This window comes from Roseinatronobacter thiooxidans (assembly GCF_001870675.1).
In the GTDB taxonomy this organism is placed as follows: domain Bacteria; phylum Pseudomonadota; class Alphaproteobacteria; order Rhodobacterales; family Rhodobacteraceae; genus Roseinatronobacter; species Roseinatronobacter thiooxidans.
The window spans coordinates 196730-211127 of the sequence record NZ_MEHT01000018.1; the positions used below are offsets into that span (position 1 = coordinate 196730).

General features: G+C 57.9%; 15 protein-coding genes and 1 riboswitch. Of the genes, 12 read left to right on the forward strand and 3 right to left on the reverse strand.

Annotation, left to right across the window (positions count from 1 at the left end; translation table 11 throughout):
• Positions 1 to 29: 29 nt before the first annotated feature.
• Genes thiS through thiD form a run of 3 tightly spaced genes read right to left on the reverse strand, consistent with a single transcriptional unit; the run spans position 30 to position 1981 of the window.
• Positions 30 to 227: a sulfur carrier protein ThiS gene (gene thiS, locus BG455_RS10360; protein WP_071469905.1), complete on the reverse strand. Its 198-nt coding sequence runs from the start codon at positions 225 to 227 to the stop codon at positions 30 to 32.
• Complete coding sequence (locus tag BG455_RS10365) at positions 217 to 1185, reverse strand: FAD-dependent oxidoreductase (RefSeq protein WP_071469906.1); 969 nt, start codon at positions 1183 to 1185, stop codon at positions 217 to 219. Before BG455_RS10365 ends, thiS begins: the two co-directional genes overlap by 11 nt.
• Positions 1178 to 1981 carry a bifunctional hydroxymethylpyrimidine kinase/phosphomethylpyrimidine kinase gene (gene thiD / locus BG455_RS10370; RefSeq protein ID WP_071469907.1) on the reverse strand — a complete coding sequence of 268 codons (804 nt, stop codon included), beginning with the start codon at positions 1979 to 1981 and terminating at the stop codon, positions 1178 to 1180. Before thiD ends, BG455_RS10365 begins: the two co-directional genes overlap by 8 nt.
• A 55-nt stretch (positions 1982 to 2036) precedes the next feature.
• A riboswitch (TPP riboswitch) is annotated at positions 2037 to 2139 on the reverse strand.
• 433 nt (positions 2140 to 2572) lie between these two features.
• Here thiD and BG455_RS10375 point away from each other — a divergent pair.
• The 12 genes from BG455_RS10375 to BG455_RS10420 all read left to right on the forward strand — a co-directional run bounded on the left by BG455_RS10375 (position 2573) and on the right by BG455_RS10420 (position 14367).
• Positions 2573 to 3313, forward strand: coding sequence for a glycosyltransferase (locus tag BG455_RS10375; protein WP_071469908.1), 741 nt, complete (start codon positions 2573 to 2575; stop codon positions 3311 to 3313).
• A 62-nt stretch (positions 3314 to 3375) separates the two neighbouring features.
• Positions 3376 to 4113: a 3-deoxy-D-manno-octulosonic acid kinase gene (locus tag BG455_RS10380; protein ID WP_071469909.1), complete on the forward strand. Its 738-nt coding sequence runs from the start codon at positions 3376 to 3378 to the stop codon at positions 4111 to 4113.
• Positions 4114 to 4188: 75 nt separating this feature from the next.
• Positions 4189 to 4974 (forward strand): hypothetical protein, encoded by a 786-nt coding sequence (locus tag BG455_RS17125; RefSeq protein ID WP_143079911.1) that lies wholly within the window; start codon positions 4189 to 4191, stop codon positions 4972 to 4974.
• The gene (locus tag BG455_RS10385) at positions 4964 to 5725 is read left to right on the forward strand and encodes a glycosyltransferase family 25 protein (RefSeq protein WP_170124735.1); all 762 of its coding nucleotides are present in this window, start codon (positions 4964 to 4966) and stop codon (positions 5723 to 5725) included. The genes BG455_RS17125 and BG455_RS10385 overlap by 11 nt, the downstream gene beginning before the upstream one ends.
• Before the next feature lie 59 nt (positions 5726 to 5784).
• Positions 5785 to 7086, forward strand: coding sequence for a 3-deoxy-D-manno-octulosonic acid transferase (locus BG455_RS10390; RefSeq protein WP_170124736.1), 1302 nt, complete (start codon positions 5785 to 5787; stop codon positions 7084 to 7086).
• A 229-nt stretch (positions 7087 to 7315) separates the two neighbouring features.
• A complete protein-coding gene (locus BG455_RS17325) occupies positions 7316 to 7519 on the forward strand; it encodes a hypothetical protein (protein WP_071469911.1) in 204 nt (67 codons plus the stop codon).
• Between the two features lie 310 nt (positions 7520 to 7829).
• Entirely contained in the window at positions 7830 to 8729 is a 900-nt protein-coding gene (locus tag BG455_RS10400; RefSeq protein ID WP_071469912.1) for a hypothetical protein, read from the forward strand.
• Positions 8730 to 8849: 120 nt separating this feature from the next.
• Positions 8850 to 10571, forward strand: coding sequence for a type I secretion system permease/ATPase (locus BG455_RS10405; protein ID WP_071469913.1), 1722 nt, complete (start codon positions 8850 to 8852; stop codon positions 10569 to 10571).
• Positions 10568 to 11998 (forward strand): HlyD family type I secretion periplasmic adaptor subunit, encoded by a 1431-nt coding sequence (locus BG455_RS10410; protein ID WP_084386246.1) that lies wholly within the window; start codon positions 10568 to 10570, stop codon positions 11996 to 11998. The genes BG455_RS10405 and BG455_RS10410 overlap by 4 nt, the downstream gene beginning before the upstream one ends.
• 309 nt (positions 11999 to 12307) lie before the next feature.
• Positions 12308 to 12853: an RES family NAD+ phosphorylase gene (locus BG455_RS16880; RefSeq protein ID WP_425438734.1), complete on the forward strand. Its 546-nt coding sequence runs from the start codon at positions 12308 to 12310 to the stop codon at positions 12851 to 12853.
• A gap of 17 nt (positions 12854 to 12870) precedes the next feature.
• Complete coding sequence (locus BG455_RS16885) at positions 12871 to 13026, forward strand: transposase (protein ID WP_245735526.1); 156 nt, start codon at positions 12871 to 12873, stop codon at positions 13024 to 13026.
• A 495-nt stretch (positions 13027 to 13521) separates the two neighbouring features.
• Positions 13522 to 14367: a hypothetical protein gene (locus BG455_RS10420; RefSeq protein ID WP_143079912.1), complete on the forward strand. Its 846-nt coding sequence runs from the start codon at positions 13522 to 13524 to the stop codon at positions 14365 to 14367.
• Positions 14368 to 14398: the final 31 nt, after the last annotated feature.

Sequence of the window (14398 nt, forward strand, 5' to 3'; positions counted from 1 at the left end):
GGTTGGTCCCCCTCAACCCCGGCATCCGCTCAGCCCCCCTGCATGGGGGCCAGCACTTCCAGCCGGTCGCCATTTTGCAGGCGCGTGTCCGCGCGCGCGGATTTGGGCACAAACGCCCCGTTCAGCGCTGTTGCCACGCGCGCGGTGCCCCAATCCAACTCGCTCAAGGCGCCCTCCAGCGTGTCGGCTGCGATCTCGCGCATCTCTCCATTCACCTCAATCTTCATGAACCAGATCCCCCTTGATCCCTTGGGTCAGATATTCTGCCGCCTGCCGCGCCAGCGCAGGGGCCAGCAGATAGCCGTGCCGGAACAACCCGTTCAGGTGCAGCACGCGGCCCCGCGCCAGCACACGCGGCACGTTATCGGCGAAAGCAGGGCGCAGGTCGGTGCCGGTCTCCAACAGTTCCGCCTCGGCAAAGCGGGGGTCCAGCGCATAGGCCGCAGACAGCAATTCCAGCGTAGAGCGCGCGGAAATCCCGCGCCTGTCCGCGCTTTCAATCTGGGTCGCGCCCAGCATGAAAAGCCCGCCTGCACGCGGCACGATGTACAGCGGGTGGCGCGGGTGCAGCAGGCGCACAGGGCGCGACAGCCGGATATCTGGCGCGCGCAGCACAACCATTTCGCCGCGCACACCGCGCAAACCGGCCAAACCCGCCGCCAAACCGCGCGCATCAATCACAGGGCCGGCGATATCCTCGAGCGTGGCCTCGGTCTGTTCAATGGTCACGCCGTGAGCTTGCAACGCAGCGGTCAGGTCCAGCAGCGCGGCGCGCGGGTCAAGATGCGCTTCGCTCTCGAAGAACAGGGCCTGATCGGCCGTGCTCAGGTCGGGTTCCACCTCGCGCAGTTCCGCGCCCAACAGCCGGTGGCCTCTTGTGCGCTGTGCAAAACGCGCCAGCTCAGCGCGGTCGCGCTGCAAGGTCACAACAAGCGAGCCGCGATGGCTGACCTGCGTCACCTCGGCCCATGCCTGCGCGGCGCGCTGGCCATGCGCGACGATGGCAGGCTCGGACACGGCCCCCTCGCAATAAGGGGCCAGCATGCCCCCCGCCCACCACGAACAGCCATGCGGCCCCGGCGGGCCGTTGCGGTCCAGTATGCGCGGGGTAAGCCCCGCCTTGCGCAACTCCCACGCAGCCCAAAGCCCTGCGACACCGGCACCGATGATGGTGATATCAGCCATGTGCCCAGACCTTGTGGAAGTGATGCACAGGGCCATGCCCCGTGCCGACGCCCAAGCCATCCGCGCCCGCAATCGCGCCTTGCAGATAGCCATGCGCACGGCGCACCGCATCGGCCAGCGCCATCCCCTGCGCAAGTCCTGCCGCAATCGCGGCAGACAGGGTGCAGCCTGTGCCATGGGTATTTTGCGTGGCGCGGCGCGGCGCGGTCAGGCGAGTGATGGCGCTGCCCTCGATCAACATATCCACACAGACAGAACCCGTGCCATGCCCGCCTTTCATGAGCACGGCCCCCGCGCCCAGATCGCGCAGCGCGTGGCCTTGCGCGATCATCTCTTCCTCGGTCCGGGCGGGGGTCGTGCCCAGCAGATCGGCGGCTTCGGGCAGGTTCGGCGTCAGCAGCGTGGCCATGGGCACCAGCGCGCCGCGCAAGGTCTGCAACGCCGCGGGCGGCAACAAACGGTCGCCGGATTTCGCCACCATTACAGGGTCCAGCACCAGCGGCAGCGCCCGCCCTGCAAGCGCGTGCGCGACAGTCCCGATGGCCTCTGCCCCGCCCAGCATGCCCAGTTTCAGCGCGCGTATATCCAGATCATCGAACACCGCCGCAATCTGCGCCGCGATCATGGCAGGGGACGCCCCCTCGACCATCGTGACCGCGCGGGTGTTTTGCGCCGTCAGCGCCGTGACGACCGATGCACCATAGACGCCCAGCGCCGAAAATGTCTTCAAATCCGCCTGAATACCAGCGCCGCCCCCCGAGTCAGAGCCTGCGATAGTCAATGCGATGGGAACCACTGTGCCCCTCCTTGCTAATGGGTCGAACGCAAGGAAACGGGGCAGAGATGCTGTGCATCTGTTCATCACCGTTCCCTACGCCGGTATGACCCGGATCAGGTTCGATGGGTTGGCTCGCGCCTCTCAGCCCCTGTAACAGGGCACCCCAACGGTTGTCTGGCGCGATAGGTAAATCCGATAGCAGCAGTTGGCAAGGGGGGCTTTACACGCGAATTCCGGTTAAGGATTCATATCATGAGTGTGGTATGATTGCCGGGCGGCAAAGGCAGCTGGACCCGGCGACAAACCAGACCACACGCAGGTCTGGCGACAATGACAGTGTGAAGCGCTTTCGATCCGGCTCGATCCGGACATGCCCTGAACCACGCCAGACGGGCGCAATCGACATGGGACATCGTCAGACAGCAGCGCCATAACCGCCCCCTGAATACCAGAGGTCGGAGATCGCTGCCAGCGGCCCTTCCTGCCGATGCTTCGTCAAGATGAGGGGGTGTCGCACATTGACAGCATCAATGCTGGTCTGATAGCCGCCAAAAGGGTTGCAGTGGTTGAGTGTAGACCCGCGCCTCGGGCTACACGGTGGAGGTTGGCTTGGATCCTGTCAATATTCTTTGTGTGAAATGGGGCACCAAATACGGTCCGGAGTATGTCAACAAGCTGCATTCTATGGTGCAGCGAAACATGTCGCGCCCCTATCGCTTCGTGTGCCTGACCGACGATGAGACAGGCATCGATCCTGCGATTGAAACCTTTGCACTGCCGCCTATTGGCATTCCGGAATTCGATGCAGCAACCGGATGGACACGCTTGCATGGTTGGCTGAAGGTTACTGTATTCGCAGTCCCTCTTTATGACCTGACTGGCCCCACATTGTTTCTGGATGTGGACATCGTGATCACTGGCGCTTTGGATGAGTTCTTCGATCCTCCGGGAGACTTTATCGTCATCAAGGAATGGGATAAGCGTGACGAGACTGGAAATACATCGGTTTTCCGCTTCACAGCCGGGGCACATGCTGCGCTGATTGCTGATCTCGCCAAATCGCTGGACACCGTGCAACGTGATTATCGCAACGAGCAGGAGTTCGTTACATCGTGGTTTTCCCGACAGGGCAAGATCAGCTACTGGCCGAAAAGCTGGTGTGTCAGCTTCAAACGTCATTGTATGCATCGGGGCATCATGGGCTTTTTCAAGCCCGCGCGAATTCCGGAGGGGGCAAAAGTGGTTGTGTTTCATGGCAAGCCCAATCCGCCAGATGCCATTATCGGACGGAGCGGGAAATGGTATCGTCGGGTTCTGCCGGTTGACTGGGTCAGGGAACTATGGCGTTAAATGAGCGACAGGGGCGGCCCAGATGACGCCCCGAAACGCAAAACAGGTCTGGACTGCCAGTCATGCTCATCAAGACAACCTTCGGGAATGCTGCGATCTGGTATGACAGTTCGGTGCTTGATCCCGTCACCCCAGAGATATTCGCGCCGGACTGGCTGCAACAATCGGGCGCGCTTGTTGGCAGCTCGCAGGGCCGCAACGCGGCATATTTTCTGCATTATGCCGGTCACGATATGGTGCTGCGGCATTTCTGGCGCGGCGGGCTGATCGGAAAGTTCAATCACGACCTTTACCTCAGGGTTCCGGTTGCGCGCAGTCGTGCCATGCAGGAATTCATGCTTCTCCAGTGGATGCGGGATCAAGGGCTGCCAGTTCCCCGCCCTATTGCGGCGCGGTTCCAGCCAGCGGGCGTCTTTTATCGTGCTGACATCATCACTGGACGCATTCCCAACAGCCGCCCCATGGCCGAATGCTTGGAGGAAAACTTTTTGCCACCTGCTATCTGGCGGGAAACCGGCAGGGTGATCGGGTCCATGCATCGGATCGGGGTACACCACTCGGACCTCAACGCGCGCAATATATTGATTGAGAATGGAAAAACGGTGTGGCTGATAGATTTCGACAAATGCGCACAGCGAAAACCCGGCGCCTGGATGGAACAAAATCTTGTCCGGCTGAAGCGGTCATTCGATAAAGAAAAGGGCAAGCTGCCCAGATTGCACTGGGATGATGACGCCTGGCAGACGCTGCTTGCGGGGTATAGGGAAGAACTGGCCAAAGGGCAGCTATCCTATGCCTGACATGTCGGGGGGGTATATTCTTCCCCGCCTGTAAGCTATCTAAACCCTGTAATTGTAGCCATAAGGTATTCGACAGTGCTGAAAAAAGTTGCAAGCCTCTGGATCGGCTCAAGGCTCGGACCTATTGAATTGGCTGCTATCCGTTCATTTGTCAGGCTGGGCCATGAGTTCACGCTTTTCGCTTATGAAGAGATCGAAAATCGCCCCCCTGATGTCATTTTCCGTGATGCACGCGAAATACTGGATACAGGCCGTATCATTAGGCATCAGAAAACCGGTAGCCCAGCTTTGCACTCGGATATTTTCCGCTACACTCTTATATGCAAAACTGAGTTTATTTGGGTTGATCTGGATATCATTGCATTACGACCCTTCGACTTTCCCAGCGATCACATATTTGGATATGAGGCAGAATACTGGCTGAATGGGGCAGTACTCCGGCTACCCTCGGATTCATTTGCCTTGAGAAGCCTTGCGACAGTCACTGTGAATACTAAGGGATTGCCCCCGCATCTGACCGGCCTTCGGAAGCTGAAGTATCAACTGCGGAACATTCTCTCCGGTGGCCTGCCAATCGACAGATGGCCTTGGGGCGCAATTGGCCCCAAATTGCTCACGCTAGAACTGAGAAAAAGTGGTGAGATTTCGCATGCCCTCCCAGTCAGTGCCTTTTATTCAATCCCTCTGGCAGAGGCCCGCCGTTTCGCAGACCCCGGAGCGTATACGGCAAAGGATGCGCCAGCAGATGCTTATGCTGTACATCTTTGGGCAAGCCATTTGACGCGTTATGTTGCTGAAAATTATGGTGGCACTTTCCCTTCTGGAAGCTTCGTGAACAGAGTTTGCAATGATGAGTGGTAAAATCCCAGTCTACTATATCAATCTTGACTCGAGTGAAGATCGGCGTGGCTCGATTGAAGCGGGGCTACGCAAAGCCGGAGTAACGAATGCGACCAGAGTCTCGGCCTTTGACGGGCGAGGCGTAGATTTGACGCAAACCACAGATTGTGATCTTAGGGCGGCACACCGGTTTCTTGGCCGACCTTTGCGTGGTGCAGAATATGGCTGCTACCGCAGCCATCTCGATTGCATCGAACGATTTCTTGCCACCGACAGCCCGTATGGAATAGTGCTCGAGGATGATGCGGCGATCGACGATGATTTCCTGCAAGTTATCGCGGCGTCCATAGATATAATGGAAAAGACGAAGCGGCATTGGGATTTGATCCATCTGGGTGCCGGTCGATTGAAGATATACTCTCGGCTAGAGCCGCTGGGAGGTGGTCACGATCTTGTGAAAGCGCATTACTTCCCGATGATGACCACTGCTCTTTTGTGGTCGCGCCAAGGCGCGCAAAATATTCTTGACCATCACCGGACCATCACCATGCCGGTTGACACACAGTTTCGCGAAATCATGGTTAAGCGCGACCTTGGCTTTGCGATCTGGCCTGCAATCACACGCCAAATCGGTATGTCGAGCGATATCGACGGTGATGGCGCCACCAGAAAAGCGCATGGACGTAGCTGGTATTATGGTTTCGCAAAACAGGAACGCCTTTGGCGCAACAAAATCATTGCATTCTACCACAAGCTTACCCTCCGGAGATGAATCATGCGCCATTTCAAGACCAATTCGTCTGAAACATGCGCGCTGACATGGCACAAAAAATGAAGCCTACCCTTTTGCTGCGCCTCTGGTTTGGGCTGACACGGATGGTGCCGGGACTGTTTGATGCCCTGATCCGTCGCGCCCATCTGCGCCAAGGGGCCGATCCGGCACGTCTGGGTGAGCGTTTCGGACGCGCAAGCGTCAACCGGCCAGACGGGCAGTTGATCTGGATACATGCCGCGTCTGTCGGCGAGGTGATTTCCGTATCGGCACTTGCGCGCCTGATCGCCGCACAGACCAAAGCACAGATCCTGATTACGACGACAACCGCGACCGGAGCAAAAACCGCTGCGGCGCGCCTGCCGGATGCATTGCATCAGTTTTTGCCCATCGACACGCCCGCTGCGGTAAACCGGTTTTTTATACATTGGCGTCCGGATGCCGCCCTGTTTGTTGAAGCCGATCTCTGGCCACGCCTGCTGCGCAGGCTTGCCGCGCAGTCTGTGCCGCGGGCATTGCTCAACGCGCGCCCATCCAAGACGCGCAAGCGCGCACCGCGCAGCATGCGCGTGCTTTTGCATGATTTCAGCCTGATCACTGTACAGGATGTCACACTTGTACAAGAGTTTATCGATCTTGGCCTTGCGTCAACACGGATCAACGCACCGGGCAACCTCAAGGCAGATATTCCACCACCGCGCGTGGACGAGGCGCTGGCTCAGCAATTCAGGGCCGCCGCAACAAGGCGTCCGATCTGGGCCGCCGCCTCGACCCATCCTGGCGAGGAAGAGATCATTCTGGATGCTTTTGGCGCAATGGTGCGCGACAGTCTGCTGATCCTGGTGCCACGTCACCCCGAGCGGGGCGACGCCATCGCGGCCGAGCTTATCCGTCGGGGAATTGTGTTTTCACGGCAGAGCGCCGCAACACGGCCAGCCCCGGAAACACAGGTGCATCTGCTGGATACCATCGGGGATTTGGGCACAGTTTATAGGGTTGCCGATCTGGCGGTTATTGGTGGCTCGCTTCTGGACGGAATAGGCGGCCATACACCCTATGAGCCTGCGCAACTTGGCTGTGCCGTCCTGTCAGGACCATATGTAGAGAATTTCAGAACCGCATATGACACATTATGCGCCTCTGGTGCGGTTATCACCGTGCGAAACGGGCCGGAGCTTACTGCGAATATAAGCCGATTGTTGTCTGACCAAACGACCCTCAAAACCATGCGTGCCTCTGCCCTCGCCGAGCAGGCAAGGCATGTAGGAGCGACCGGGCGGACATTCTCATTGTTGTCTCCCTTGCTCTCACCTTCCAGTCCGCCGGTCCCTGGCCCTGATCGGGGTGCCGCCCACGACTGAACCGCCCCGGTTTTATTGGAGACCTATAGCTTCATTTCTCGCGACCATATCAAGCACGTCCCGCTGTGCATAGAAGTTCTCTTCAGCCTTTGCTGTCGGGATGTGTCCAATGGGGCCAAGCAGGCGCCGGTTGTTGAACCAATCTATACGAACGCAACAGCGTCATCATCACCACCAAGCCGGTCAACATCATCACTGCAGGCCGCAAGCAACACTGGTGCTATGGGGAATGCAAGCATATTCGATGATGAAATGCTTTCTGACTTCTGGGGTTAACCACCTTGCCCCGGAACGCAATCAGCCCCAGCGCTTCGATTGCCGCATCGAGTTCCGTGACCAGGTCGGCGGGCATCGTCGCCAGCGTCAGACGCAACTGGCGCTGAATCTTCAAGCGCGCAAGTTTCCTGAAACTCTACCGGATGAAAAATTTTAGGGCCTTGCTGGGAACAATCCGATCATTACCCCGTTATGGGCTCTGTCTCCGTTGAAAATATGCGCGGTGCCCAGACCACGCGAGCAATAATTGACCATGTCGAAGAGTTGAGAACTCTCTGAATGTTTTTGGGGAACTCCGTTTCCCGAGTGGTGAGGAGCAACAGGGACACCGGTTGGATGGAGGACTGTGATGATTAGCAAAACATTTGATCACTCAGGCAATGCCAACATGGGTAAAATGCTGTGGACGCCACCCTTCATGGCTATCGCAGATGCAAAATTCACATGAAAACTATGGAGTGAATGCAATGGCTGGAACGGTAACCTGGCAAATCACTGGAACTTCGAGCGATGGCACGAAAGTCATCATAAATGTGACGGCGACCCTGAATGATGACGGTTCGATCACCGTCGACTATGAACTGGGCGAAGACTCAGCCGATGCAGACATCATCGGCGTTTATTTCGACTTCTTCAATGATGGTGGTGACCTTGACACGGCCGGCAACGGCAGGGGCGGCAGCGCCAACAACATGAAGGGCTATGGCGACGGATTCGATGCGGCTTTCGAGGAAGGCAAGGCGGGCCTGAAGGATGGTGCAAACACCGAGGGTTCGATCACCTTCACCGCCAAACAGCTGATAGAATTCGGGTTTGGCGACTTCTATAATGAAGACGGTGAATTGACTGACGGCGCGGGCCTGATGGAAGCCTTTGCCGAAACCGAAATCGGCATCCGGGCGACCAGCACGGGCGATGATGGCGAAGGCAGCCTAAAAATCGGAGCGGTGGGCGAGTATCATCCTGAGGATGATGACGATAACGATTTCTTCCCGGAATGGCCGCAGGACATTTCCAACGCCGTGTTTTACATTGACACGACTGGTGACGGAAAATGGGACGTGGCCGTAAAGATCGATGAATTCCCCGACAGTGAGGAAATCGGCTGGATCAGCAATGACATGGACGATTTCTATGCCTGCATGTTCGAGTATATCAAGAAGGTGGATGATCGCGTCGATGACGACTCCACGCTGATCGGTGTTTCGATCAAGGGCGGAACTGGTCCGGACCTGTTCTTCGCCATCGAAAACGACGAGAACGGGCCGGAGCCGGACGAAGGGCCTACTATGAACACAGGGCCTGGCACCACCGAGTACCAGTATGACGATTTCTACGAATTCTATCAGGAAGACTGCATCGCCTGACCCGCAGTCTGGTGGCAATGGCAGGTGAATTTCACTTTGCGCTGGCTTGGTCATTCACCTGCCAATTTGATGGGCCGCAATCATGCGACCCATCATACATGATCCAAGTTCTGGGTTCCCATGTCCAACCACCCCGACGACCTCAAGGCGGCACGAGCCGAGAACCGCGGGCTGCTGACCCGCGTTGGCCTATTCAGCGTTTTCGTCAACCTGTTGATGCTGACCGGCCCGCTGTTCATGCTGCAGATCTATGACCGGGTGCTGTCCAGCCGGTCGGAACCCACGCTGGTGGCGCTGTTTGTGCTGGTGGCGTTCCTGTATCTGATGATGGCGCTGCTGGACCATTCGCGCGGGTTACTGGTGGCGCGGGTGGCGGCACGGTTTCAGGATCGGCTGGACCGGCGCGTGCTAGGGGCCACCATGCAGCGGCTGGCGGTGCGGGCGGGCGATCCGCTGGCGCAGACCGCGCAGCGCGATCTGGACGGCATTCACCGCTTTGTCGGCTCGCGCGTGTTTCTGGCGCTGTTCGACATGCCTTGGGCGCCGATCTTTCTGGCTGCAATCTTCATCTTCCATCCGCTTCTGGGGGTCGTGGCGCTGACAGGTGGCGCAATTCTAGTGGCAATCGCGCTGACGAACCAGCGCTTGACCAAGGACCGCCAGCAAAAAGCAATGCAACTGTCCGAAGAAGCCATGCGGCTGGAAGGCCAGCTCAAGAACGAGGCCGAGACGATCCAGAGCCTTGGGATGATGGAAACCGTCATGGGTCGCTGGCAAAAGGCTCGCCGCGCCGCATTGGAGGCGGATGTTGGTGCCAAAGACCGCGCGGACGGGTTTTCGACCACATCGCGCACCTTCCGGCTGTTCCTGCAATCGGCAATTCTGGCGGCGGGGGCGTGGTTGGTGTTGCAAAACGCGCTGACACCGGGGGCGATGATTGCGGCCTCGATCCTGCTGGGCCGCGCGCTGGCTCCGGTGGATGCCACCATTGGCCAATGGGCCAGTGTGCAGCGCGCGCAAGAAGGCTGGCAGAGGCTTTCGCAGCTGCTGCGCGAAGTGCCGCCTGCCCCGCAACGCACGCCGTTGCCGCGTCCAGATGGGCGGCTGGATGTGCAAAGTATTACGGTCACGCCCCCCGGCGATACACGCTATGTATTGCGCATGTTGGCGTTCGCACTCGAACCCGGGCAGGCGCTTGGCGTGATTGGTCCCAGCGGGTCGGGCAAGTCGACACTGGCGCGCGCATTGGTGGGCAGCTGGCGGCTGGCAGGCGGGCGGATCCGGCTGGGTGGCGCGCCGCTGGATCAGTATGACCCGGATATGTTGGGTCGGCTGATCGGCTACTTGCCGCAACGCGTGGCCTTGTTTGAAGGCACGATTGCCGAAAACATCTGTCGTTTTGACCATGACCCTGACCCGAATGACATTATCAACGCTGCCCGCGATGCAGGGGTTCATGAGCTGATCCTGAGCCTGCCAGAAGGCTATGACACCCGTATTGATGCGCGTGGAGGGCGGTTGTCGGGCGGGCAAGCGCAGCGTGTGGGGCTGGCGCGCGCGCTTTATGGTGCGCCTGCGCTGCTGGTTCTGGATGAACCCGACGCCCATATCGACCGCGAGGGCGTGGCAGCACTTGACCTTACCATCCAGAATTGCCGCGAGCGTGGCACGACGGTGGTGGTGATCGCACACAGGCCTGCGGCACTGCAATCATGTGACTTGCTCTTGGTCCTTGAGAATGGAACACGCGTGGCCTTTGGCCCACATGCAGAAGTGATGGCCAATATGGGCAAGAAAAAGCCATCAAAATTTCAGGGCCGCATCATGGGGGCGGCACCATGACCCTTCCCGCTGCCAGCAAGGGCGTAAGCGATCTTCCCGCCGCCAGGCAAAGCATGGATGTCACTCCGGCAAATGACCGGGCGGCGCTTACCCCGCACCGCGTCGGTGGGCGCCCCGCTGACAGGCCGCAACCGGAACTTAGCCTATCATTGCGCAAACCGCATATTATCGGCTTTCTGGCGATTGCATTGCTGCTTGGCGGCTTCGGTTCCTGGGCGGTGCTGGCCAATATCTCGGGCGCGGTCATCGCTGCAGGAGAGTTGGAGGTCGAACAGCGACGGCAGGTGGTGCAGCATATTGACGGCGGCATGGTTCAGTCAATTCTTGTCAGGGATGGAGATCATGTGGGCGCTGGCCAGACCCTGCTGGAACTTGACGGAACACGCTTGCGCGCCGAGTATTCCATAGTCGAAGCCCAGTATTTCGAAACTCTCGCACGGATCGGGCGTCTGACGGCCGAGCGTGACGGCGCCGGGACGGTCCGCTTTCCCGACACATTGGTGGATGCCGCCAAAAATCGGCCTTATGTCGTCGAGCAGATGATCGGGCAAGAGGCTCTGTTTGACGCCCGCCTGAGAACACATCAGCAGCGCATCGAGCAACTTGAACAGCGTCAGATCCAAGTACACAGTCTCGTCGCGGGGATCGATGCCCAGATCGGGGCCGTTGAAACGCAGTTGCATATTGCGCAAGATGAATTGGTATCCCAAGCATCATTGACCGAGCGCGGGCTGGCGACAAACGCACGGTTGAATGCCTTGCATCGCGAAGTTGCAGAGCGGACGGGTGATCTGGGTGATCTGGTTTCGCGCAAGGCGGAAGCCCTGGAGCGTATCACTGGCGTTTCGCTTGAAACTATTGCCCTGAATTCAACACGGCAAGAAGAGGCGGTTACCGTGCTGCGCGATTTGCACGGCGCGCAACGTGAATTGTCTGAACAACTGCAGGTTCTCGCTGATCGTATTAGCCGGCTGGAGATACGCGCGCCGGTCGAGGGTGTGATTCATGGGCTGGAGATCAACACAGTGGGTGCTGTTCTAGGGGCTGCGGAAAGGCTAATGTCCATCGTCCCGCAGGATCAGCCGCTTGTTGTCGCCGCACAGATTGAAGCCAATGATATCGACCGAATTTATGCCGGACAGCCCGTCACATTGCAGTTTCCAGCATTCAGCGCACGCGCCATGCAGGAAATTGGCGGCGAGATTATCCATGTTTCTGCGGATGCCTTCTTGGATGAGCGAACACGCAGCAGCCATTACAGGGTCCGGATCCGCATAAATGAAAGCGACCTCGCGCATCTGGACGACCGTCAGCTGGTGCCTGGGATGCCCGTAATTGCCTTTGCTCAAACCGATGCCCGCTCGCCAGTTGACTACCTGACGAGGCCTTTGGCAGATTACTTCCGTAGGGCATTCCGTGAAGAATAGGGCGTTTATGTCCGCAGTTATCCTTATCACTGGCGAAGATTTTTAACAAAAACGTGTGGACCTTCACAGTGCGTTAATCCAGCAGGCCGCGACAGCGCCCACCACCCGCGTGACATGGCCGCGCACCTCCCGCATCATCCGCTCGATCCATCCGCCTATCGACCTTGTTGAAGACATCGCCGACCCCGCTGACTGGGAGGCGCAGGCTTCCGCCGAGGCCAAGTTCAACCCACGCATCCGCGACAGGATCGGTGATCTTGTCAAGGTGCCGGTTGCCCGCCGCGTGACGGGTCTGGTGCGAGCTGGGTCATGGCACCCTTCGTTCCTTGCTCGTCCCAGCGACCGGGGCGGTTCTCGGATGGCAGCTTTGGCCTCTACTACGCGGGCGACAGCACCGAAGTCGCCATCGCCGAAAACCTCCACCAAGCCCGTTTCATGCGCGCCACGGATAATCCCCCAGGCTGGACCTCGCAGTTCCGAGAGCTGATAGGATCGATCGATGCCGATCTGAACGACGCCACCGGCCGCTCCAATCTGCTCGACCCCGACGATTATCACCCCTCACAGGTCTTTGGCGCCGAGCGACGCGCAAGCACGGTCGAACGGCATCACTTGGCCCCGCGCCCGCTCCCCCGGCGGGCGTTGCATCGCGGCGTTCTGGCCCGATATGATCCCGACCCTGACGCAAGGCAGGCATTTCGCATATCACTGGACTGGGGCAACCGTCGATTACGTCAAGCAGCTGGAGACTGGCAAAGTCTGGCAGGTGACATGAAGCCAAACAACCATGACCAAACAACCCAGTCCGTGAGAAAGCGCCCGAGCTGCTGGAATCTCATGGCATCTCGACGCTGACCGCGGACGAAACGCTGATCCGCGTAGGACGCAATCCTGAGCGCATCAAATCCGAAGCCGCGCTGGCCATGATGTGTGGCGTATGTCCAATCCCGGCCTCAACTGGCAAGACAAATCGCATGCGACTAAATCGCGGAGGCTACCGACAGGCAAACGCTGCGATATGCCGCTAAGCCGTCGTTCATATGCGGGATGACCCAAAGACAAAGACATATGCCGTCAAGCGAATTACAGAAGGAAGAACGCGGCGAGAAATCGTTTGATGCGTCAAGCAGTACTTCGTGCGAGAACTATATCACCACCTCTGTGTGCCGACCACCGCGTTCCAAGCGCCTTGGCAAATATAGTCGCATCCCAGGGGGCATCGGCTGGATCAGTCTTTTTGTGTTGAATGACTTGACAGAGACAGATCCGTTACCGAGGTCTGGAGGCCAGGTCCTATTTTGATTGCGCCTAATATTAAAATTCTGTAACGTGAATGTGTCGATTGATAATAATCACCTGTGATACATATACTTCCCCATTTATTCGGTTTTACCCCCCTGCAATACCGAAAAATCTGGTCGAGAAAGCTAAACAAGATGTATGTCACTAAAGGCCTTCCTCCACCCGTGTTGCATTACGATGACCGTCAGAACGAGCGGCCGCTTTCATCAGCTATACGTGGCGTGGGAAAATCAGAACGTTGGGACTGGACCATACGGCGCCTGCTGCGAGATGCGCATCCGGATGTGCGTCTGCGTGAGGCCGTACGCAATCACCCACTTTTCGAAAGCGTGACTTTAGGCGCCCTGTTGGAGAACCGTCTTGCTGTAGATAGTTTTCTGACAGAGTGTCGTAAGCTCCCGCATTGCGGCGAAATACAGATCAACCGACTAAGACAAGTCATTGTGGCCGAACTTGATGCATCGCAGCAGCGGTCTATAAATGCGTTGCCACTGCGAGGTGTGTTTCACAAGAACTCTGTCGCGGCACTGGAAGATGTCTATCTGCCCATGTGGCGTCTCGCCCAATTCGCTCCTTTTGTCTATGTGCCAAGCTCGATACCAGAGATCGCCAAGACTGCCGCAGTTCTGGCCGCCGAGCTTGCGGGGCGTGAGGATATTGAGGCCTATGTTGAGAAGCTGTCGTTGGTACGACGCAATTTGGGCAGCTTGCGGACTGCCACAGGTTGGATTTTTCTCGATTCACATACCTTGGAAACGATCCTGAAGCGCCAGGGCCGATATAGCTGTTTGAGCTTGGAAGATGCTCAACAACAACGTTGCGCTTTGGAAGAAATGGCAGCAGATCTGCCAGCAGGTATCAAATGCGTTGTTACAGATTTCGAGGCGACGGCGTTATCTTCTTCTTCTGTGGTGGGTGATCTTGTGGTCCTTTATGGCATGGGTGGCTATTCGGTTTTTCGAAATCCTGCAATGGTGGAACAGATGCGCCTACGTCACGAGGCTGCTCGCGCGGTTGGACGTAGTTTAACCGATTTCTTACAGATGATAGACCAGCCGGCTGCTTAAGAATACGCGTTTTGTACACCCAACAAAATAT